This window comes from Burkholderia mycopellens, from assembly GCF_964265025.1.
Lineage (GTDB): Bacteria > Pseudomonadota > Gammaproteobacteria > Burkholderiales > Burkholderiaceae > Burkholderia.
In genome coordinates this window covers 2,848,004-2,868,154 of record NZ_OZ183803.1, presented here as the reverse complement: position 1 = coordinate 2,868,154, position 20,151 = coordinate 2,848,004, and the positions used below count along the sequence as shown (strand labels likewise).

Annotated in this window: 17 protein-coding genes; 12 read left to right on the top strand and 5 right to left on the bottom strand. The window is 64.4% G+C overall.

Going from position 1 to position 20,151, the window contains the following annotated elements:
* The first annotated feature begins 48 nt into the window (after window positions 1-48).
* The 3 genes from ACPTTC_RS31015 (at window position 49) to ACPTTC_RS31005 (ending at window position 3,348) form a co-directional block, all read left to right on the top strand.
* Window positions 49-543 (top strand): GNAT family N-acetyltransferase, encoded by a 495-nt coding sequence (locus tag ACPTTC_RS31015; RefSeq protein WP_423395240.1) that lies wholly within the window; start codon window positions 49-51, stop codon window positions 541-543.
* A gap of 125 nt (window positions 544-668) precedes the next feature.
* The gene (locus ACPTTC_RS31010; protein WP_423395239.1) at window positions 669-2,561 is read left to right on the top strand and encodes an SAM-dependent methyltransferase; all 1,893 of its coding nucleotides are present in this window, start codon (window positions 669-671) and stop codon (window positions 2,559-2,561) included.
* Between the two features lie 106 nt (window positions 2,562-2,667).
* A complete protein-coding gene (locus ACPTTC_RS31005; protein WP_423395238.1) occupies window positions 2,668-3,348 on the top strand; it encodes a hypothetical protein in 681 nt (226 codons plus the stop codon).
* Window positions 3,349-3,438: 90 nt separating this feature from the next.
* Here ACPTTC_RS31005 and ACPTTC_RS31000 read toward each other — a convergent pair whose 3' ends face one another.
* Window positions 3,439-4,410, bottom strand: a complete 972-nt coding sequence (locus ACPTTC_RS31000; protein WP_226201327.1) for a LysR substrate-binding domain-containing protein — start codon at window positions 4,408-4,410, stop codon at window positions 3,439-3,441.
* Between the two features lie 136 nt (window positions 4,411-4,546).
* Between ACPTTC_RS31000 and ACPTTC_RS30995 the strand changes: the two genes are divergently transcribed.
* Complete coding sequence (locus ACPTTC_RS30995; RefSeq protein ID WP_226201326.1) at window positions 4,547-6,847, top strand: NADP-dependent malic enzyme; 2,301 nt, start codon at window positions 4,547-4,549, stop codon at window positions 6,845-6,847.
* Window positions 6,848-7,283: 436 nt separating this feature from the next.
* A complete protein-coding gene (locus ACPTTC_RS30990; RefSeq protein WP_423395237.1) occupies window positions 7,284-8,252 on the top strand; it encodes a hypothetical protein in 969 nt (322 codons plus the stop codon).
* A gap of 38 nt (window positions 8,253-8,290) precedes the next feature.
* On the opposite strand, the gene ACPTTC_RS30985 is transcribed toward ACPTTC_RS30990, so the two are convergent.
* The 3 genes from ACPTTC_RS30985 to ACPTTC_RS30975 all read right to left on the bottom strand — a co-directional run bounded on the left by ACPTTC_RS30985 (window position 8,291) and on the right by ACPTTC_RS30975 (window position 12,459).
* Window positions 8,291-9,985: an NfrA family protein gene (locus tag ACPTTC_RS30985; protein WP_423395236.1), complete on the bottom strand. Its 1,695-nt coding sequence runs from the start codon at window positions 9,983-9,985 to the stop codon at window positions 8,291-8,293.
* A complete protein-coding gene (locus ACPTTC_RS30980; protein ID WP_423395235.1) occupies window positions 9,982-11,940 on the bottom strand; it encodes a glycosyl transferase family protein in 1,959 nt (652 codons plus the stop codon). The genes ACPTTC_RS30985 and ACPTTC_RS30980 overlap by 4 nt, the downstream gene beginning before the upstream one ends.
* A 198-nt stretch (window positions 11,941-12,138) precedes the next feature.
* Entirely contained in the window at window positions 12,139-12,459 is a 321-nt protein-coding gene (locus tag ACPTTC_RS30975; protein ID WP_423395234.1) for a hypothetical protein, read from the bottom strand.
* 452 nt (window positions 12,460-12,911) lie between these two features.
* On the opposite strand from ACPTTC_RS30975, the gene ACPTTC_RS30970 reads away from it, so the two are divergent.
* The 6 genes from ACPTTC_RS30970 (at window position 12,912) to ACPTTC_RS30945 (ending at window position 18,340) form a co-directional block, all read left to right on the top strand.
* On the top strand, window positions 12,912-13,208 hold the full coding sequence (locus tag ACPTTC_RS30970) for a hypothetical protein (protein ID WP_423395233.1): 297 nt from the start codon (window positions 12,912-12,914) through the stop codon (window positions 13,206-13,208).
* A 12-nt stretch (window positions 13,209-13,220) separates the two neighbouring features.
* On the top strand, window positions 13,221-14,861 hold the full coding sequence (locus tag ACPTTC_RS30965; protein WP_423395232.1) for a DUF2334 domain-containing protein: 1,641 nt from the start codon (window positions 13,221-13,223) through the stop codon (window positions 14,859-14,861).
* 106 nt (window positions 14,862-14,967) lie between these two features.
* Window positions 14,968-15,936: a hypothetical protein gene (locus tag ACPTTC_RS30960; protein ID WP_423395231.1), complete on the top strand. Its 969-nt coding sequence runs from the start codon at window positions 14,968-14,970 to the stop codon at window positions 15,934-15,936.
* Window positions 15,937-16,244: 308 nt separating this feature from the next.
* A complete protein-coding gene (locus ACPTTC_RS30955; protein ID WP_423395230.1) occupies window positions 16,245-17,444 on the top strand; it encodes a PLP-dependent aminotransferase family protein in 1,200 nt (399 codons plus the stop codon).
* A 12-nt stretch (window positions 17,445-17,456) separates the two neighbouring features.
* Window positions 17,457-17,648 (top strand): hypothetical protein, encoded by a 192-nt coding sequence (locus tag ACPTTC_RS30950; protein ID WP_423395229.1) that lies wholly within the window; start codon window positions 17,457-17,459, stop codon window positions 17,646-17,648.
* 104 nt (window positions 17,649-17,752) lie between these two features.
* Window positions 17,753-18,340 (top strand): pyridoxamine 5'-phosphate oxidase family protein, encoded by a 588-nt coding sequence (locus ACPTTC_RS30945; protein WP_423395228.1) that lies wholly within the window; start codon window positions 17,753-17,755, stop codon window positions 18,338-18,340.
* A gap of 16 nt (window positions 18,341-18,356) precedes the next feature.
* Here the strand turns inward: ACPTTC_RS30945 and gcvA are convergent, their stop codons facing one another.
* Window positions 18,357-19,250: a transcriptional regulator GcvA gene (gene gcvA, locus ACPTTC_RS30940; RefSeq protein WP_175954447.1), complete on the bottom strand. Its 894-nt coding sequence runs from the start codon at window positions 19,248-19,250 to the stop codon at window positions 18,357-18,359.
* A gap of 134 nt (window positions 19,251-19,384) precedes the next feature.
* Between gcvA and ACPTTC_RS30935 the strand changes: the two genes are divergently transcribed.
* Window positions 19,385-20,089 (top strand): SDR family oxidoreductase, encoded by a 705-nt coding sequence (locus ACPTTC_RS30935; protein ID WP_423395227.1) that lies wholly within the window; start codon window positions 19,385-19,387, stop codon window positions 20,087-20,089.
* Window positions 20,090-20,151: the final 62 nt, after the last annotated feature.

The window sequence follows — 20,151 nt, the reverse complement described above, 5'->3', positions numbered from 1 at the left end:
AAACAAGCGGCATTTTCTTACCGGCACGCTTCAACGGAGATACGAACGATGGCTTCGAAACGCATCCGCCGGGCAACGGAAGAGGATGTATCGATTCTCACCGTGATCCGGAACGACGCACACACGAAGAAGCTCAGGTACGGCGACCATGTGTGGGGCAAGGAAGGCGACGGATTTTCCGAGGCGTGGGTACGCAACAACGTCTCCCAAAAGGACGTGTATGTCGTCGAACTGGACGGCACGTTGGCCGGAACGTTCTCGCTCGCCTTCGACGAGGACAAGCATTGGGGGCCGCAGGAGCCGATCGCCGGTTATGTGCACGGGCTGTGCGTTCGGGAAGGTTTCAACGGGCAGGGGCTCGGCAGCGTCATGCTCGACTGGTGCGCTCACAAGGTGAGCAGCTTGAACCGGCGCTTTGTTCGACTCGATTGCGCGGTTGAAAACGCGGCGCTCTGCGCTTACTACGAGTCGCTTGGCTTCGTTCGCGTCGGGTTGAAATCAGACGGGATCGTCTGGTCCCTGTACGAGAAGCCGGCTGAGTAGTTTTCGACTGGAACCCCGGTGAATTCTCCCGGACGGTTCAACCCGTCGCCCGCACAACCCCTTCGATTTCCCTTGCACCTGACGCTACGTCAGCTTTTAAGGTCGACTCCGACGACTGGGAAAACATGCGACTGAAAATCGGCGATCTGGCGAAGAAGGCAGGACTGAGCGTCCGGACCTTGCACCACTACGATGCCATCGGGCTGCTGTCACCGTCGCAGCGCACCGACGGCGGCGCGCGCCTGTATGGGCGCGACGACCTCATCCGGCTGCATCGGATCGAGGCGCTGAAACGGTTCGGGTATTCGCTGCCGGACATCAAGGCCAGCCTCGACGGCCAACTGGCCGGCTCACCGCTCCAGCTTCTGCAGCGCCAGATCGCGGAGCTCGATGCGCAGGCATCGCGCGCGCAGCGCCTTGGTCGTCACCTGAGATACCTCGTGGACATGATCGCCGCCGGCGACGAGACCACGGCGACCGACTGGCTGAACGCTCTGGAGCTGATGAACATGATCCAAAAACACCTTGATGACGACGAACTCGATACGTTGCTGGCATCCGGGCCCGATACGATCGCGCCGACGGATCCATCGTGGATCGCGCTGATCGACGAGGTCCGCGTTGCCTGGCAGCAGGCGCTGCCGGCCGACAGCGACGCCGCCCACGCACTGGCATGGCGCTGGATCCGGCTCGTGGTCCGCATGACCCGCAACGACCCGACGCTCGCGACCAAGCTGATGATGATGCAGCTCGACGAGCCGCGCGCCCCGCAAATCGTCGGCATCACGGCCGGGATGCTGGCATGGATCGACGAAGCGTTCACGCACGCGCGTTGCGCGCTGCTTGCGAAGTACCTCGATCCGGCTCAGGCCGACGAAGTGCGGCGGCGCCAGTTCGCTGCGATGAAGCATCGGGCGTGGCCGGCACTGGTGGTCGAACTGAGAGCGCACATGGAGGCGGGCGTCGACGCCGGCGCCGATGCGGTGCAGGCCATCGTGAGGCGCTGGCAGCAGCTGTTTCTCGACAGCTTCTGCGGCAGCGACGCCGCGCTGGAAGCGCGTGTGCGCGATGCGATGATGCGCGAACCGGATCTGCAACTGGGCATCGGCCTCGACGATGCGCTGCTGGCCTATCTGAACCGGGCGCATATCGTCGGCCACGACACGACACCGGTGAACGCCGGGCCCAAGCCGAGCGCGTTGATGGTGGCCACGCAGCGGGCCGCGCACCAGCTGCTCGACCGGCCGCTGGTGCTCGACGATCCGGTCGCACTGACCGTCCTCGGGCCGGCCGAGGCGCAGGCCTTGCACGGCAACCTCGACAAGTTCCGTGAACCGATGACCGTGGGCATGCGCAGCACGGTGGTCGTACGCAGCCGGCTGGCCGACGACGTCTGGGTCGATGCGATCGAACGTGGCATCCGCCAGTATGTGGTGCTCGGCGCGGGGCTCGATACCAGCGCATACCGGCGACCCGATGCGCCGGGGCGCGTGTTCGAGGTCGACTTGCCGGCGACGCAGGCGTGGAAGCAGGCCCGCTTGCGCGAGGCGGGCATCGCGGTGCCGGCGTCGCTGCAATTCGTGCCGGTCGATTTCGAGCGTGTCGGTCTCGCGCAAGGGCTGGCGTGCGCCGGTTTCGATGCCGATGCGCCGGCGCTGTTCAGCTGGCTGGGCGTGACGATGTATCTCGACGAGGCCGCGGTCATCGAGACGCTGCGCTTCATCGCCGGCTGCGCGAAAGGCAGCGCCGTACTGCTCGAGTATGTGGTTCCGCTGCCGAGCCTGCCGCCGATCATGCGCATCGCGATGGAGCAGATGGTGGCGCGATTCGCCGAGCGCGGTGAGCCGTGGAAGAGCTTCTTCGAACCCGCCGAGTTGACCAAGACGCTGGCCGCGCTGGGCTTCAGCGACAGCAACACGTGGACGCCGGACGAGTTGAACCGGCGTTACCTCGCGAATCGTTCCGACGGGCTGCATATCGGCGCGTCGCCGGGGCGTCTGGTTCTGGCCACCGTCTGATGGTGCCGGCCGGCGTGCCTCGCCGGCCGCAATCGTTCATTCGACAGAAGCGGCCGGATCATCGACAATTCGCGGCTATCAAAACATGAGAGAAGGGGGCGGGTGCATGCGCGGGTTCCGTCAAACGCTTGGGGTGGTTCTGGGCCTTACTGTTGCCGGCGTCACCGGCGTTCAAGCCGCTTCCAGCGAACTTGCTTTCCCGCGATTCACGCAGGCGCAGGGCCGGCTGGACACCGACGGGCTCCCGCTGTCCGGCGTGAAACTCTGCGTGCTTCCCGGCCATGCGCCGTGCTTCGAGATGCCGCCCGCGCCGCTTCCCGATGGCTCGACGAAGGTGCAATACCAGTTCGGGCTGGATCCGCGATCCGAACGCTTGCCGATTGCGTCGGGCGGCTCCTGGATGTTCTTCTCGGGGATGTTCTCCGGCGGCGGCAGCGGGATGCTGGAGCGTGTGGCGGTATTGCGTTATCGCGCGAACGGCAAGGTCGAGAACGTGATACCGAAAGTCACCCAGACCGAGCTGGCCGACCGCGCGATGTGGACGGTGCCGGACGTGTCGCCCTATCCGCTGTTCGTTCGCGCGGATTATGTGTGGGGCAAGGACGAGAGTCATTTCGGCCCGCACTTTTTCGTCGTCGACGCGTGGGTATTCGATCCCGCCGCCAATCTGTACACGAAGCGGTTTTCCTATCGGACGACCCGGCGCTATGACCGCGGCGAGGGCTCGGACCATGTGCTGGCTGCCGAGCGTGCGGAAATCATGCGGCGCCTCACCGCGAGCAAGTAGCCTGCGGCCGGAGTGCCCGGTGTTCGTCGAGACGCATGACCGTTTTCGGCGGACCCGGCGGGCCGTTCAACGCGGGCGGTGCGTGAACCGCTACCGCTGCGCTTCCCCGTAAGTCTCCCTGCACACCTCGCGCAGCGCTTCGACGAGGAGATCCCGCGCAGGCGAGCGCGAATCGGCGGCGCGGGTAAACAGCGCGATGGGCGGAAGCGTCCACACCAGCGAGTACGGGACGATCGCCACGCCGGCGATCCGCACCAGTTCTTCCGCGATATCGGCGGGCACGATCGAGACGGCCTCGTCGCTCGACGCGATCATTTCGCCGATCAGCTTGGAGGAATAACTCTCGACGATCGGAACGGGCGGCGCGATGCCGGCCGACAGAAACAGGTCGGTGACCTGTTCCCGCATCGGCGTATGCGGTGCGCCGAGAATCCAGTCGAGCGCGTGCAGCTTGTGCCAGTCGAGCGCGGTGCGGGCCAGTTTCGCGGCAAGACGCCGGCTCGCGATCATGCGCGGCTGCTGCTGGTACAGCACTTCGAAGGAGACCTGGCCCAGGTCGATCGCCGACGATGCCCGCCCGATCACGATGTCGACGCTGTGATCCCTGAGCTGAAGCAGCAGCTGATCGCTGGTGCCTTCGTGAATCGTCACGGTCAGGCGCCGCTCCATGCGCGCTTGCAGCCGCTTGAGCGCCGCCGACAGCATGTGCCCGGAAATGAACGGAATCACGCCGATGTGCAGGTGGGCCGCATGCCCGGCGGCGACCGCCTCCATTTCGCGAGCGAGGTGGTCGAGATCCTTGATCATCGCCTTCGCCCGCTCGAGCACGACCGCGCCGAGCGCGGTGGGCCGCATGCCGCGCGACGAGCGCTCGAACAGCGGCGTGCCGAACATGCTCTCCAGCTCGGACAGCGCGTTTGTCACCGCCGGCTGGCTGCTGGCCATGTGCTCCGCGACGCGCGTCAGCGACCCGTGCTGCTGGATCTGCAGCAACAGCACCAGGTGCCGCATCTTCAGGCGGGCGCCCAGCCGCCTGACCACGTCGTTTGCGTCAAAAGTCATTGACTGGTCACGTATTCATCATGAAAAAGTGATGGACCGATATTAAAACAGAATCATCACCTTATGGCGGATCCCTAGAATCCCCTTCATGGATCGCGCCGGGACTGGCCTGGCGCCCGTGCCCGGATCGAAAAACATGAAACAGACTGAGACACAGCAGCAGGCAGCGTTCGACTATCACGAATTTCCGACCCCGGGAAAGATCTCGGTCGTCGCCAGCAAACCGCTCGTGACCCAGCGCGATCTCGCGCTGGCCTACACGCCGGGCGTGGCGGGCGTGTGCGAGGCCATCGCCGCCGATCCGCTGCAGGCGCACCGTTTCACGAGCCGCGGCAATCTGGTGGGCGTGATCACGAACGGCACGGCCGTGCTGGGCCTGGGCAACATCGGCCCGCTCGCGTCCAAGCCGGTCATGGAAGGCAAGGCTGTGTTGTTCAAGAAGTTCGCGGGGATTGACGTCTTCGACATCGAGATCAACGAAACCGATCCGGACAAGCTGGTCGACATCATCGCCGGTCTCGAACCGACCTTCGGCGGCATCAACCTCGAGGACATCAAGGCGCCCGAGTGCTTCACGGTCGAGCAGAAGCTGCGCGAACGCATGAAGATTCCCGTCTTCCATGACGATCAGCACGGTACCGCCATCACCGTCTCCGCCGCGTTCATCAACGGCCTGAAGGTCGTCGGGAAGTCGATTTCGGAAGTGAAGGTCGTGACGTCGGGGGCCGGCGCCGCCGCGCTGGCCTGCCTGGACCTGCTGGTCGACCTCGGGCTGCCGGTTGAAAACGTCTGGGTGACCGACATCGAAGGCGTCGTCTATCGTGGCCGCACCACGCTGATGGACCCGGCCAAGTCGCGCTTTGCGCAGGAAACCGATGCGCGCAAGCTGGCCGAAATCATCGGCGGCGCGGACGTGTTCCTGGGCCTGTCGGTCGGCGGCATCCTGACCGCCGACATGCTGAAGGCGATGGCGCCGCGCCCGCTGATTCTCGCGCTGGCCAATCCCACTCCGGAAATCTTCCCGGAACTGGCGCATGCGACACGCGACGACGTCGTGATCGCGACGGGCCGCTCGGACTACCCGAACCAGGTCAACAACGTCCTCTGCTTCCCGTACATCTTCCGCGGCGCGCTGGACGTCGGCGCGACGACCATTACCCGTGAAATGGAGATCGCCGCGGTTCACGCGATCGCGGGGCTGGCCGAGGAGGAGCAGAACGAAGTCGTCGCGGCGGCCTATGGTGCGTACGACGTGGCGTTCGGCGCGCAATACCTGATTCCGAAGCCGTTCGACCCGCGCCTGATCGTCCGGATCGCGCCGGCCGTGGCCAAGGCGGCGATGGAAGGCGGCGTGGCGAAGCGCCCGCTGACCGATCTCGACGCGTACGTCGAGCAACTGCAGCAATTCGTCTACCATTCCGGCGCGTTCATGAAGCCGTTGTTCGCGACGGCGCGCCGGCTGGTGCGCGACGGAGGCAAGGCGCGGATCGTCTTTACCGAAGGCGAGGACGAGCGCGTGCTCCGCGCGGTGCAGGTGATCGTCGACGAGAAGCTGGCGCGGCCGATCCTGGTCGGCCGTCCGGAGGTGCTGCTGGCGCGCATCGAGCGATTCGGGCTGCGGATCCGGCTCGGTCAGGATGTCGAAGTGACCAATCCCGAATATGACGAGCGGTTCCCGCAGTACTGGACGACGTATTGGGAGCTGCGCTGCCGGGACGGCATCTCGAAGGAAATGGCGCGGGTCGAGATGCGGCGCCGCCTGACGCTGATCGGCGCGATGATGGTGCGGCTCGGCGATGCGGACGGGATGATTTGCGGGACGGTGGGCGAGTATCACAACCACCTGCGGTTCGTCGACGAAGTGATCGGGAAGAAGCCGGGGGCGTCGACCTATGCGGCGATGAACATCCTGTTGCTCGACCAGCGGACGGTCGCGCTGGTGGATACGCACGTCAACGACAACCCGGACGCGGAGCAGATCGCGGAATTCACGATTGCCGCGGCGCGTCAGATGGAATGGTTGAACCTGACGCCGAAGGCCGCGCTGCTGTCGCGGTCGAACTTCGGGTCGGGGAGCGCGGCTTCGGGCGTGAAGATGCGCCGGGCGCTGGAGATCGTCCGCGAGCAGGCGCCGGATATCGAGGCGGACGGCGAGATGCATGGCGACTGCGCGCTCGACGAGGGCTTGCGGTCGAAGCTGCTGCCGATGTCGCCGCTGAAGGGTGCTGCGAACCTGCTCGTTTGCCCGAACGTGGATGCGGGGAACATCGCGTACAACCTGCTCAAGACCGAAGCGGGCAGCAACGTGGCGGTGGGGCCGTTCCTGCTGGGCGTCAACGCGCCGGTGAACATTCTCACGTCGAGCTCGACGGTGCGGCGGATCGTGAACATGGCGGCGTTGACGGTGATCGAGGCGAATCGCAACGCGTCTGCCTGAGCAGGTGACGGAAGCGGGGCGGTGGCAACTCCGCAAGGCGCCGCGTAGCGGGATCCCGGTTGTGGTGGGGTTCCGCTATCCGGTCGCCTGATGAATGGGTGCCGCTGGTGGTTCGTGGCGTGGCGCCGCGCATGCATGTCGAGGTCGGTCGAGACCGGCCTCGGACGTCGGCAATCGTTTGCGTGCAGCCAACCGGACATCGGCTTTACCCTGACGCGCACCCGCCGCCTCGCCCGCACCCGTTCCCTGCACTAATGCTGTAGTGCATTTAATCAGCATCACGTAACAACTGCCTCGGCGCGACACCCTGTCGCAGCCACGTTTGATACCGATCCTAACCATTTTTTTAGGGCTCGCCACTTCCGATATCATCCGATAATTACCTTTTATTTTCGTCTAAAATCGCGCTTCTTCTTACTTTTGGACGGAAACTGTTTTGAAAAGACTGACGAAAAAACTCTCGCGCACGGCCATTGCCGCATGCGTTGCTTATGCCGGGCTCCTGCCTTTATCCCGGCCCGCTGAAGCCCAGGTCGAACCTCTGAAGAATCCCGTCTACGGCGTGACCCTCGACGACCTGAGCAAGCTGGACGCGATCGTCGCGTCGCTGCAGAACCTGCCGTACAAGCCCACCGTGCGTGTCGTGTTCGATCCGGGTACGTCGGCCGCCGACTACTACGCGCCGCTGCTGCGCCTGCACGCAGTCGCCTACGTGATGGGCGAAGTCTACGATTCTTACTATTTCCCTACGGATCTCGCCACGTATCAGGCACGTACGCAGGAACTGGTGTCGCAGTTGAAGAACACCGTCGACGTCTGGGAGATCGCGAACGAAATCAACGGCGAATGGCTGCGTAACAGCCCGGACGGCACGAACGCCGTGGTCAACTCGCAGGAGCAGCAGATCGGCCAGATGGTTGCCGCGGCCAACCAGATCGTCAAATCGAACGGCGGCAAGACGGCCATCACGCTGTACTACAACGACGACAGCAAGGGCAACAACTGCTGGGAGAAGCCGCAGGATTACTGGAAGACGTGGCCGACCACCTTCCTGTCCTCGACGGTCCGCCAGCAAGCCGACTACGCACTGTTCAGCTACTACCCCTACCAGGATTGCCCGGGGCTGAATCCGACGTGGAAGAACGATTTCGCGGCGCTGGAAAGCATCTTCCCGAACGCGAAGGTCGGCTTCGGCGAAATCGGCACCTCGGATACCTCCGCGCCGGCGTCGGTGCAGCAGAACCTGATCAAGACGTACTACCCGATGGTCAACAGCATGGCCGATCCGCGATTCATCGGCGGGTTCTTCTGGTGGTACTACGCAGAGGAAATGGTCCCGTATTCGACGAGCCCGTACTTCCAGCTGTTGCGTCAAACGATCATCACGCTCAAGTCGCCCAACTAAGCAGTCGCGTCATTCGAAAGCAAGCGTCAGCGTCGCAGTCAGAACCACAATGTCGCGCGTACCACGAGACCACGTGCGCGTGCCGCTGACGTCAACCCGAACCGGTATTGCACCGTGACATCCAGATAGCTTGCCGGCGCGCTATATCGGCCCTCGCGAAACCAGTACCGAAACTGGATGCCGGGCCCGGCGCCGATCGCCGTCTTGTCCGGCTCTCGATTGTCGTGATCGCCGGCCACCGCGGCGTGCGGGTAGACGGTCAGCCGATCGCTGATCATCGGCAACCGCCAGGTGTGCCCGTAACGCAACTCCGAATAAATGATGTATCGACCCGCGCTGATGAAGTAAGCGCCCTCGATGTACGCTTGCCAGCTGCGCCAGCTCGGTTCGGTCACCCTCAGGTCGGTTCCGCCTTCCGACGAATAACCCAGGCGCATCAGCCAGTCCGTCGTCGACAGGCTGCCGACGTGGAACAGCCGCTCGGCGGTCAGCACGACGTTCTGGTCGGGCAGCGGCTTGTAGCGCGCGCCCACCGAACCCTGCACGGTCGGCATGCCGGTCACGTTGCCCGTCCCGTCATAGGCCGTGCCGTAGCCGCGCACGAAGAACTGGAAGATGCGGCCGTTCTGATAGCCGATCTTCGGCGGCTGCCAATACACTTCGATACCCGGCTGCAACACGCTGATGGTGCCTTGCGGCCCGAACGCGGCCGACTGGTACGGCGCGCTCAGCACGAACCCCCAGGTGCGCTGAAGCTGCTCGACTTCGCGCCGATAGCCGAACTTGTGCTGCGCATCGAAGGTGTGTTCGTTTTCGTCGGCATCGAGGCTGTGCTCGAACAGGTCGATGGACTCCTGGTTCAGCCCGATCCGCTTGGCGGCGTAGCCCGCGTCCGCGTAGTTCATCGCATTGCCGGCACCGCCGGAAAATCCCTCGTTGAATGCGTCGAGCGCCTCGCGATCCTTGTGGTCGCGCAGGAGGTCGTAGGCTTCCTGCAATTTCTGTTGCGCGGTATTGTCCACCGGCGCGTCGGCGGCCTGATCTTCCTGGCGCGCCTGCGCCGCGATCGACGCGGCCATGTTGCGCTCGCCGTCGTTCGTGGCGTTGCCGGCCGCCAGGTCGGCCATGCGGATGGCGGTGTCGCGGTCGCCTGCCTGCAGGCTCATCTGCGCGATGCGCAACTGGATCACGGCCGATTTTTCATCGGCCAGCGGCGCCAGTGCAACGCCGGCTTCATGCGGACGCTTCGCCGCGAGCGCGCTGTCCGACCAGGCGAGACGCAGGTTGCGCTGCTGATCCTTGCTCCATTTCCCGGTCGCGACGGCGGCCGCGAAATCGCTGCAGGCGACGTCGTAGCGCATCTGGCGCTGCGCCAGGTAGCCGTGCTGCGCGCGTACCGCGCCACTCTTCGGAAAACGAACGATCAGCGATTCGACCATGTCGTCCGCTTCGTCGACTTTTCCTTCCCGTCTGTATACGTCGACGAGCAGTAGCCCGAGCTGTTCGCTGCCGGGCTGAATCTTGATGGCGCGCGATGCATACACTTCCGCGAGGGGCAGGTCGCCGGCGTTGATCGCCTTGTAGGCGCTGTCGGCGAGCTTGTAGGCCTTGGGTGTCAGTTGCTGGGCGGCGGATGCCGGCGCCTGCCAGGCCAGCGACACGGCGATCGCCAGTGCGCTCAGCCGTGCGCAGCGCTTGAGGCCGGCCGCGATCGGAAGTCTCGAATGCTTCATGCCTGTTCTCCCGACGGTTTTTTGACGGGAGCGCCGTGCTGCGCCGCCGGATCGCTGTCGCGTGCGCGTGCGAGTTCGACGAATCGCGAGTGCCGCGAGAGTTCGGCGGTAATCTCCGCATCGCACGCGATGAAGTAGGCCACGTTCGATCGGGCGCCCCGCCGCACCACATCCTGTTCGTCCTGGGTGAGCGGCCGTCCGACCGCGACGTTCAACGTGCCGTCGTCCGCCGTCGAAAACGGGATGGCGCGGTACGCGTACTGCAGTTCGAATGCCAGTGAATCCGCGAAGTGGCCTACCGCGACGTTGCCGAGGCTCACCCGGGGCAGCTCGGCCTGCTCGGCGATCGCATCCGCCAGCGATTCGGCGGATATCGCGCAGCCTTCGACCAGCAGTTCACCGAGCCGCTTGCCGCAGGTCAGTTGTTTGTCGAGGCTCGCCTGCAATTGCTCCAGTGTGACCACGCCCCAGCCGACCAGGATTTCGCCGACTTTCAGGCGCGCCTTCCCGAGTGCTTCGTTGGACAGGTAGGTATGACTGGTCTTGTCCCAGGCGATGGGCTTGCCGGTCGCGAGGTGGCGGATATAGATGCGCCACGCACGGCAAACCGCGTAGAAGTTGATCAGGTTGTTGACGAACATCCGCGGTATCGAGAGCAGCCCCTGGGTCGGCCCGTTCAGCTTGCTGACGAAATGGAAGCGCTGCCCGGCGCGCGCAAACAGCATCGCGGTGTTGATCCACAGCAGCGGCATGACCCAGTGGGCCGCCATGACGAACGAGGCGCCGGGCGGGATGACATGGCCGGATCGATGAAGCGCGCCCAGCAACAGGAAGTTGATCAGCACGCCATAGGCAACGACCGAAAACAGCGAGGTCACGATGCCCTTGCGATCGTGGAAGAACATGTATCGCATCAGCAGATTGCCTTTCCAGCCGAGCTGCTCCCAACCCTGAAAGGCAATGCCGAGGATCCAGCGCGTGCGCTGACGGTACGCGGTACGAAATGTTTTCGGAAAATACTCGCGCGTGGCCAGCAGGTTTCGATTGACGGCGCCACCCTGTACGCGCTTGTCCGCCGCATCGCGCACGATCCCCGTCAGTGGAATGCACGCGAAGGTTTCCTTCATCCCCAGGTCTCTCAACCGAAAGCTGAAGTCATAGTCCTCGGTCAGCGAGCTGGTGTTGAACGGCGCGCCGTTGCGCTCCTTCATCGCCGCTTCGATCGAGCGCCTGCTGTAGCACGATGCCACGCCTGCGCCCGGGACGATGCCGGTCAGCCGGGCGCGCACCGGGACATCCTTCTGGTGCGTTTCGCTGAAGTCGTCCAGGTAGCATCCGGCGACGAACTCGTTCCATTTCCGCGGCAACGACAGCACGGGAAGCTGGACCAGGTCGCTATCCGCAATCGCGTGGTTGAGGTACTTGAGTTCGACCGGATGAATGACATCCTCGCAGTCGTGCATGACGACGCCCGCGAATTGAATGTGATGGACCGATTCGTAGCGCAGGATGGTTTCGATGATCCAGTTCAGGCAGTCCGCCTTGCAGGTCGGCCCATCGTTCATGACGGTCGCGCGCGTGACCCTGCCCGGATACCGGCGGACCATCCGTTCGACCTCGGCGGTGGTCTCGGCATCGTTGTGATAAGTGCCGACGAATATCACGTACCGCTCGTACTCGAGCGTCGCCAACGTGTTTTCGATCATCTTGGCGATGACGTCGTATTCCTTCCACGCCGGTACCATCAGCGCCAGATGCCGCTCTTCCAGCGCGCGCAGCATGCCGATATCAACCGTTTGCGATTTTTCGCGGCGCAGGATGCGACGGATTTCAAAGGACCAGTAGCAGGCGTCCAGCGTGAGGTCATCCAGTGTGCTCACCAGGATGACGATTGCGGTGACAATGGCGACAAGGTTGAGTGCATATAAATACGCATTCCAAATCATGTTATCCATCATTTATTCCGCACTTTTATCTTGTACTGGATGATTCCTCCTCGTACCGACGCAAGACGAAACTTTCCCCGTCCTCGTCGCCCCCGTCACGTCCACTCCGTCGCTTGCGCCACGCGAATGCCTGTCAACCGGAAAAGCCCTGTCGACACGCGAGCTTTCCCGATGTGAGCACGTTGCATCGTGCGCGATGCAACGTGTTCAGTGGATGACTTTTTGACCGCCCGTTTCCCGCTTTCCTGCTTCCGTCCCTGCCTGCTTGAACGCTTGCAGCCGCTCTCCACCCGTTGCACGCGCAGTGCCCGCGCGCACCGGCTTCGCAGCACACAGATCATGTAGCAAGTCGTGCGCCATCGCAGCGTGACCCTTGAGCCTGCGGGCGTCGCGCGAAGCGGCACCGGACCGGTCCGCCGAATCCGAGCCAAATGTTTCAGCGCTGAAACACGCGGTCGATCGACTGGATGACACATCGTTTTCAGACCTACCGGCGGACCACGGCAGCCGCCCCCGGTAGATCGTCATGCGATTCCGGCGCTGACTGTCTGGATGGATTGGCGTCGAACCGGAAAGCCGACGCCTGAGTCGTCATTGCGCGAGCAGGCCACCTGTGGCGAGTGCCGCGTCGCGCGCTGCGCAGCGCGGTGATCGACTGGTTTTCCCTGAATCGTAAGAACAGGTTTCGCGCGTTTGTCCGATTTGATTCGTGACGCCGCCACGTTGCACGCCTGAAACGTTTTATCGACGCATTTTTGCGCTGCGTCGATGCGTCGATTTTTTCGCCTTGCCCTATGCCCATTTGCGACGGATGGTACGGTTCTAGCTTGAAAGTCAAACCATCTCCTCCCGGATTTATTTGTCTGGTTTCAATTGCGCCGCGGAATTTCACGACATGGCGCCCCGATTCCGGATGGTGATTCGCCGTGCTCGTTTCGTTAACGAGATGAATTTATTTTGCATATCAAAGGATGAAAATCATGCCTTCGCATCGCAATCAATCTTTTCGAAACGGGTTGAGTACCGCCGGATCAATCGTCGCATTGATCACGACGCTCGTCTTCGCCGTCGGCATTCAGGATGTGGGGGCGCAGCAGACGAGTAATTCCTCTGCTCCGAAGATCAAGCCGCCTCCGCTGCCGGTCGGCTCGGCCCAGGTCAACGTGAAAGCAGGGATGTCCGACGAGGATTGGGACAAGGCGTACAAGGAAACGGGGCGCCCGAAGTTCGACCGGAAGTCGGTCAAGAAATCCAATGGCAATGTGCAACGCGACTAGGGAGAAACAGCCATGAAAAAGATCTTGCTCGTCATCGCGCTGCTCGCGGGACTCGCGCAAATGACATTGCCGGGCACCGCGCACGCACAGGCCACTACTGCCCATACGCTCGTGCTGTACGACAATCCGGCCAACGATCCCTATTCGAAGCTGGGACTGATGTACAGCATCATGCTGAGGAACCTGCTGGGTCACTTCAATACGACGGTCGATCTGGTCCCGATCCAGAACTACACGTCCGGCATGGTCGGCAGCCACGATGCGACGTTCTATATCGGCGACTACTACAACAATCCGATTCCGACGGCGTTCATGAGCGACGTGATGACCACCACGAAGACGGTGGTCTGGTTCAAGTACAACCTGTGGCAGCTGGCCTGGAACACGGCCTACACGTTCAACCAGACCTTCGGGTTCAGCTTCCTGGGCCTTGCCGGGATGAACGCGACGCCTTCGTCGAGCAATCCGAATCCCGGCTTCTACGACACGGTCACGTACAAGAACCTGTCGATGGTCAAGTACTACTCGTATAACGCGTCGACCGGCGTCATTAGCGCGGATCCGGATGTCGGGCTGACCCAGATCAATTCCACCAAGGCACAAGCGCTCGTCACGATCAAGAACAGCCAGAGCGGGGCAACCACGCCCTACATCGTGCGCTCGGGCAACTTCTGGTACTTCGCGGACATGCCGTTTTCCTACATCGGACCGACGGACCGCTACCTGGTGATTTGCGACATCCTGCACGACATCCTGCAGACCAATGCACCGGTGAATCACCGTGCGCTCGTCCGTCTGGAGGACCTCGACGCCTATACGACGACGACTTCGATGCAGCAGCTGACGAATTACCTGTACTCGAAGAAGATCCCGTTCACGATGGCCACCATCCCGTTGTATACGGACCCGAATGGCTATTACAACGGCGGCGTGCCGGAAACGATCCACCTGGCGCAGGCAACCGGCCTCAAGACTGCGCTGAACTATGCGATCGCGCACGGCGGCTCGGTCGTGATGCACGGCTATACGCACCAGTACGATTCGACGCCGAACCTGCAGAATGCGGTGAGCGGGAGCGATTACGAGTTCTGGTTCGCCGTGCAGAACCGGCCGGTTGATGAGGACTCCATCCCGTGGGCGGAGGGCAGAATGGCCGATGGCCTGGCGGAGTTCAAGACCAACGGCTACAAGGTCGTCGGCTTTGCCGCGCCGCAGTACCAGATGTCGCCGTCCGCCTCTTCGGCGACAGCCCTGACGTTCCCGACCACGTTCCAGCGGGCCGTGTATTACACCGCGACCAATCCGCAACTCGGAACGGGCGCCGCCAACCAGGACTTCTCGGCCGGGCAGTTTTTCCCGTACATCATCAACTCCGATTACTACGGGCAACGGATCGTTCCGGAGAACCTGGGCAGCGTGCAGTACAACATCTGCAATATCGACCCGTTCTCGTGCATCTCGTACACGTGGCAGCAAATCGTGACCAATGCGCAGTATGGCCTGGCGGTGCGGGACGGTTTCGCGTCCTTCTTCTTCCATCCGTACTGGCTTGAACCGGATCTCGGATTGCCGGCGTTCCAGGACTTCCAGAGTCTCATTACCGGTATCACGAATCTGGGCTACAAGTGGGTGGACGGCACGACGGCCAAGTGACGACGACGTAGCGACAACCTCGTGCGACCCGCATCGGCAACGCGGGTCGCACGTTTGCGTTTGATCGGCTACGATGACGCGCAGGCATGCTTCCGGGGAACCAGCGATGACCACGTACGCGATCCCGGCCTTGCGCAGGATTCGACAGCGTATGGGCCGGTTCCGGTTCGCCGCGCGACCGGGCTTGCCTGCCGCCGCGCCGCGTTCGCCTCGCGCGGCGACGCTCGCGGCGATCGGTGCATCGCTCGTGGTGGCCGCCTGCAGCTGGACCGCGCACGACGTGCACGCGGACGGCATCGTCTGGCAGGTGGACAACGCGACGACCCATCCGGCCGGCAACTGGCAGATACTCGGCATACACGATCTGCTGATTCAATGGACCGTCGTCGACGATACCGCGTACCTCCCCAACACCCGCATCCAGCCTGCCGCGCACCTTCCCGACTGGGAACGTATCGGTCGTGAGCCGTGGGCCCGGAACGTGATCCTGGGGCTCGCCGGCTACCAGGACGAAAAGCGTGCGCGCACCCATCTGTCGACGCTGGCCGACCAGTCGCTGGAAGTGGCGCGCGCATCGGTCCCGCTGCATGTCACGGGCTACTACTTTCCGGCCGAGATCGATCCGACCTGGCAGGACGCGCCCAAGCTCGCCGCGATCCTGCAACGGCTGCCGCGCCCGCTCTGGGTGAGCGTGTACGACCAGACCAATATCGGCGGAAAGGCGCTCGCGGAGTGGCTCGCCGCGTGGCTGCCCGCGGACGTCGGCGTGTTCTTCCAGGATGGCTGCGGCGTCTATGCCCGTGAGCCGTATGTCGCGCGCAGCTACCTCGACGAGCTGGCTGCAAGGCTGGGCAAGCAGCGCGTGCGGGTCATCGCCGAGGCGTTCCGGCCCGCCGAGCGCGGCGGGTTCCGCTCCGCCAGCGCCGACGAGTTGAGCAAGCAGTTGCTGGCGTATCGCGGCTATCCGGTCTATCTGTTCGATGGTCCGCACTATGTGTCGGACGACCTCACGCGCGCGCTCTCGACGTGGAAGCCCAAGCCGCCGCCGGCCACGCCTTCCGGGACGCCGCACTGATTCGGCTCGATCCCGGCAAGCGAGGCAGGGTGCGCGCATCGCGAAACAATCGCCGGGATTGGCTTTCTCGCGGCAGCACACGCCCGAAATCCGGTGTCGTCGCGCCGAAGGATAGGGCGTCTCGGTGCTCCCGCCCACGCCCCATGTGATGACCAAACCGCAAGACCTAGTGCATAGATATCGTTTGCCGCGGCCTTAATGACTCTCGACAATCGTGACTCGATTGCACCGCCGCGGCGCCAGAAGCGCCGCGGTGGCCGGTCTTCGGCGGCTATCCCGGCCGTCCGCGCCATCCAGCTCACGACGACATGTACGCGTTCACTCCCTCATTCCAGAATCCCGCCGGCTCGCCGATCCGCGAACTGTTCAAGTACCTGTCCGAACCGGGCATGATTTCCTTCGCGGGCGGCTATCCGGCCAGCGACCTGTTCGACGTCGACGGCCTGGACGCAGCCGCCGAGCGTGCGTACGCGCAGCCCGTGCGCTGCCTGCAATACGGCCCGACCGACGGACTCGCCGAACTGAAGCAGCAACTGATCGCGCTGATGGGGCGCCGCGGCGCGGCGTGCACGCCGGCCGAACTGCTCGTCACGACCGGCTCGCAGCAGGGCCTCGACCTGCTGTTGCGCGTGATGGTGTCGCCCGGCGACGTCGTGCTGACCGAGCAGCCGGCCTATCCGGCGACGCTGCAGGCGATGCGTCTGCAGCAGGCACGCATCGTGACGATTCCGGTCGACGGCGCGGGCCTCGACGTCGATCGTCTCGGCGAACGGCTCGCGTCCGGCGCGATCACGCAGCCGAAGCTGCTCTACACGGTGCCGACCTTCGCGAACCCGACGGGCGCGACGCTCACCCGCGAGCGCCGGCTGAAGCTGCTGCGTCTCGCCGTGCAATACCGCTTCCTGATCGTCGAGGACGATCCGTACGGCGACCTGCGTTTCGCGGGCGAAGCCGTGCCGTCGATGCTCGCACTCGCCGATGAAGTGGATGGCGCGTGCGACTGGATCGTGCATTTCGCGAGCCTGTCGAAGATCGTCGCGCCAGGGCTGCGCGTGGGCTGGACGATCGCGCCGGCCGAGATCGCGCGGCGTTGCGTGATCGCGAAGCAGACGGTCGATCTGTGCAGCACGCCGTGGACACAGGCGGCCGCCGCCGAATATCTGGCCGACGGCGCGCTCGAACGCCATCTGTCGCGCATCACGGCCGCCTACCGGCGCAAATGCGACGCGATGTGCGATGCGTTGCGCGACGGCCTTGGCGAGGCGATCGAATTCCATCGTCCCGAAGGCGGGATGTTCGTGTGGGCGCGGATCGGCGCGGTGTCGTCGGACGCGCTGCTGCAACAGGCGATCGCGAACAAGGTCGTGTTCGTGCCGGGCAAGGCGTTCTTCGCGGACAACGTCGACGCGGCCTCGCTGCGCCTGTCGTTTGCCGCGCCGGATGTCGACGCGATCCGGGAAGGCGTTGCGCGCCTCGTGCGCGCCTATGGTGCGGCGCTCGCCGCGTGAGGCGACAGCAACATGACCATCATCGTCAACGACACCGTATCGACGGGCGCGGCGCCGGGCGCGGGCGATAACCGGCCGGTCGCGCACCGGTCGTCGCAGATCGGCGCAGGGCCGCAGTATGTGGCCGACGTGCTCGGCCGCTTCGGCGCGGAGCCGGCGGCCGACCTCGGCGACGCGGCGCCGGTCGTACTTGGCTACAACTGAGCCGCACGGCGACGGCGCGCGCGCCGCCCGAGCCGCCCGCGTGCCGTTGCCGCCGCAAACGGTTAAGCTTGCGCGATCGCAACCCGCACGATCGCCGCTCCGTCATGCCCGCCTCCACTTCCGAATCGCTCGTGCAAACGTACGAGCGTCTGTGGTCCTGCCTCGAATCCGGCGTGAGCGCACAGCGCTCGCCGTTCACGATGCTGCAGGCCGCGACGCTCGGCGTCGACGGCACGCCGAAGGTGCGCACGATCGTGTTGCGTCAGGTGAGCCGCGCCGGCCGTGTGCTGTCGTTTCATACCGACGCGCGTTCGGAGAAGGTCGCCGAGCTGCGACGCGATCCGCATATCGCGCTCGTCGCCAACGATCTCGATGCGCTCGTGCAGATTCGTGTGGAAGGTATTGCATCGATCTGCGACGACGAAGCGCAACGGCGTGCGGTCTGGCAATCGAGCCGCCCGCATACGCTGCTGCTGTATCGCGCACCGTTGCCGCCGGGTACGCCGGTCGAGTCGCCTGAAGCCGCGCATGCCGACAGTGCCGCATCGACCGATGACGGCTACGACAACTTCTGCCTGCTTCGCGTGAGCGTGACGCGCATCGACTGGCTCGAACTCGCGCGCGCCGGCCATCGCCGCGCGGTGTTCGACCTGCACGAAGGCGGCTACGAAGGCCGCTGGATCGCGCCCTGACGCTGCCGCCTTGCGCTCAGGGGCGTCCGCCCGACACCACCTGCGCGGCCATCCATTCGCGCATCATCACGATCGCGTCGTCGTCGCGCCGCTCGGCCGGATACACGAGATAGAACCCCACCGACAGCGGAAACGCGAAGTCGAACGGCTTGCACAGCCGGCCCGCGGCGATGTCGCGCTCGACCAGCGGATCGGTGGCGAGCGCGATGCCCTGGCCGGCGACGGCCGCATCGATCGCGAGCGACGTCTGGTTGAAGCGCAACCCCTTGTGCGGATCGACGTCGACGGGCTCGGGCATCGCGGCGAGGAACTCGGGCCACAGGTCGTGCGCGTCGTGCAGCAGCACGTGGCCGGCGAGCGCGCGAGGCGACGCGGGCGCGGCCAGCAGCGCGGGGCTGCACACCGCACACACGTCGAGCGGGAACAGCGCATGCGTGGCGAGATGCTTGCCGAACGGCGGCTTGCCATAACGGATCGCGAGATCGACACCGTCGTGGCGGAACGTCGCGATCTGCGGGTCGGCGATCACGCGCACGTCGTAGTCGGGATGCGCATCGGTGAACTGCGCGAGCCGCGGGATCAGCCATTTCGACGCGAACGACGGCGTCGTGCTGATGGTCAGCGCGGCGCGCCGCTTCACGAGTTTGTCGGTCGCGTCGGCGATCGCATGCAGCGCGCGCTGCACATCGGAGAAGTACGCGGCGCCGTCATGCGTCAGTGCGAGGCCGCGCGGCAGGCGTTCGAACAGCTTCAGGCCGAGCACGTCCTCGAGGTGGCGCACCTGCTGCGCGACGGCGCCCTGCGTGACGCCGATCTCGTCGGCGGCGGCGCGGAAATTGAGGTGCCGCGCGGACACTTCGAACGCGCGAAGCGCATTCAGCGGCGGCAGGCGGGAAGGGCGAGGCGGCATCGTCAGGCTGTAGAAAAACTATCGGCTGAAGGCAGAAATACTGGTTCGACAGTCATGATTGATGCGCCTACATTACCACCATGGCGCACCGAACGGCGGTTGCGCGGCGGCAGGATTCGAACGAGGAGCAAATCGTGACTGTAGAAAAAGTAGCGTTGATCACGGCGGCAGGCAAGGGCATGGGTGCGGCGATCGCGCGCGAGCTGGCGGCGTCGGGCTATCGCGTCGCGCTGATGTCGCCGTCCGGCAGTGCGGTGGCGCTCGGCGAGGAACTGGGCGGGTTCGGCCTCCAGGGCTCGGTGACGGAGGAAGCCGACATCGACCGGCTCGTGCAGGAAACGGTCGCGCGCTACGGCCGCATCGATGCGGTCGTGAACAACACCGGGCACCCGCCGAAGGGCGACCTGCTGGCGATCACCGACGACAACTGGCACGCGGGGCTCGACCTGATCCTGCTGAACGTGGTGCGCGTGATGCGCCGCGTGACGCCGATCTTCCAGAAGCAGGGCGGCGGCGCGGTGGTCAACATCTCGAGCTTCGCGGCGGACGCGCCCGAGCAGCCGATGCCCGTTTCGTCGGCATTGCGCGCGGCGCTCAGCGCGTGGACGCGTCTTTACGCGGAACGCTATGCGGCCGAGAACATCCGGATGAACGCGGTGCTGCCGGGCTTCATCGACAGCTGGCCGGAAACGCCGGAGATCGTCGCACGCATTCCGGCCGGCCGCTTCGGCAAGACCGGCGAGATCGCGAAGACGGTCGCGTTCCTGCTGTCGGACGGCGCGGGCTACATCACCGGGCAGAACATTCGCGTCGACGGCGCGATCGTCAAGGCGCTCTGAGCGCCGCACCGGCGAGCGGTCGCGCAGGCCGGGCCGCTCGCCGCGCCTCCGGCAGTGGGGGA

Bases quoted from the DNA above. Each gene is read 5' to 3' on its own strand.
- ACPTTC_RS31015 (WP_423395240.1), top strand. From the start codon at position 49: ATGGCTTCGAAACGCATCCGCCGGGCAACGGAAGAGGATGTATCGATT.
- ACPTTC_RS30945 (WP_423395228.1), top strand. From the start codon at position 17,753: ATGCCCGCCTCCACTTCCGAATCGCTCGTGCAAACGTACGAGCGTCTG.
- gcvA (WP_175954447.1), bottom strand. From the start codon at position 19,250: ATGCCGCCTCGCCCTTCCCGCCTGCCGCCGCTGAATGCGCTTCGCGCG.
- ACPTTC_RS31010 (WP_423395239.1), top strand. From the start codon at position 669: ATGCGACTGAAAATCGGCGATCTGGCGAAGAAGGCAGGACTGAGCGTC.
- ACPTTC_RS30995 (WP_226201326.1), top strand. From the start codon at position 4,547: ATGAAACAGACTGAGACACAGCAGCAGGCAGCGTTCGACTATCACGAA.
- ACPTTC_RS31005 (WP_423395238.1), top strand. From the start codon at position 2,668: ATGCGCGGGTTCCGTCAAACGCTTGGGGTGGTTCTGGGCCTTACTGTT.
- ACPTTC_RS30985 (WP_423395236.1), bottom strand. From the start codon at position 9,985: ATGAAGCATTCGAGACTTCCGATCGCGGCCGGCCTCAAGCGCTGCGCA.
- ACPTTC_RS31000 (WP_226201327.1), bottom strand. From the start codon at position 4,410: ATGACTTTTGACGCAAACGACGTGGTCAGGCGGCTGGGCGCCCGCCTG.
- ACPTTC_RS30955 (WP_423395230.1), top strand. From the start codon at position 16,245: ATGTACGCGTTCACTCCCTCATTCCAGAATCCCGCCGGCTCGCCGATC.
- ACPTTC_RS30970 (WP_423395233.1), top strand. From the start codon at position 12,912: ATGCCTTCGCATCGCAATCAATCTTTTCGAAACGGGTTGAGTACCGCC.
- ACPTTC_RS30965 (WP_423395232.1), top strand. From the start codon at position 13,221: ATGAAAAAGATCTTGCTCGTCATCGCGCTGCTCGCGGGACTCGCGCAA.
- ACPTTC_RS30960 (WP_423395231.1), top strand. From the start codon at position 14,968: ATGACCACGTACGCGATCCCGGCCTTGCGCAGGATTCGACAGCGTATG.
- ACPTTC_RS30950 (WP_423395229.1), top strand. From the start codon at position 17,457: ATGACCATCATCGTCAACGACACCGTATCGACGGGCGCGGCGCCGGGC.
- ACPTTC_RS30980 (WP_423395235.1), bottom strand. From the start codon at position 11,940: ATGGATAACATGATTTGGAATGCGTATTTATATGCACTCAACCTTGTC.
- ACPTTC_RS30975 (WP_423395234.1), bottom strand. From the start codon at position 12,459: ATGACGATCTACCGGGGGCGGCTGCCGTGGTCCGCCGGTAGGTCTGAA.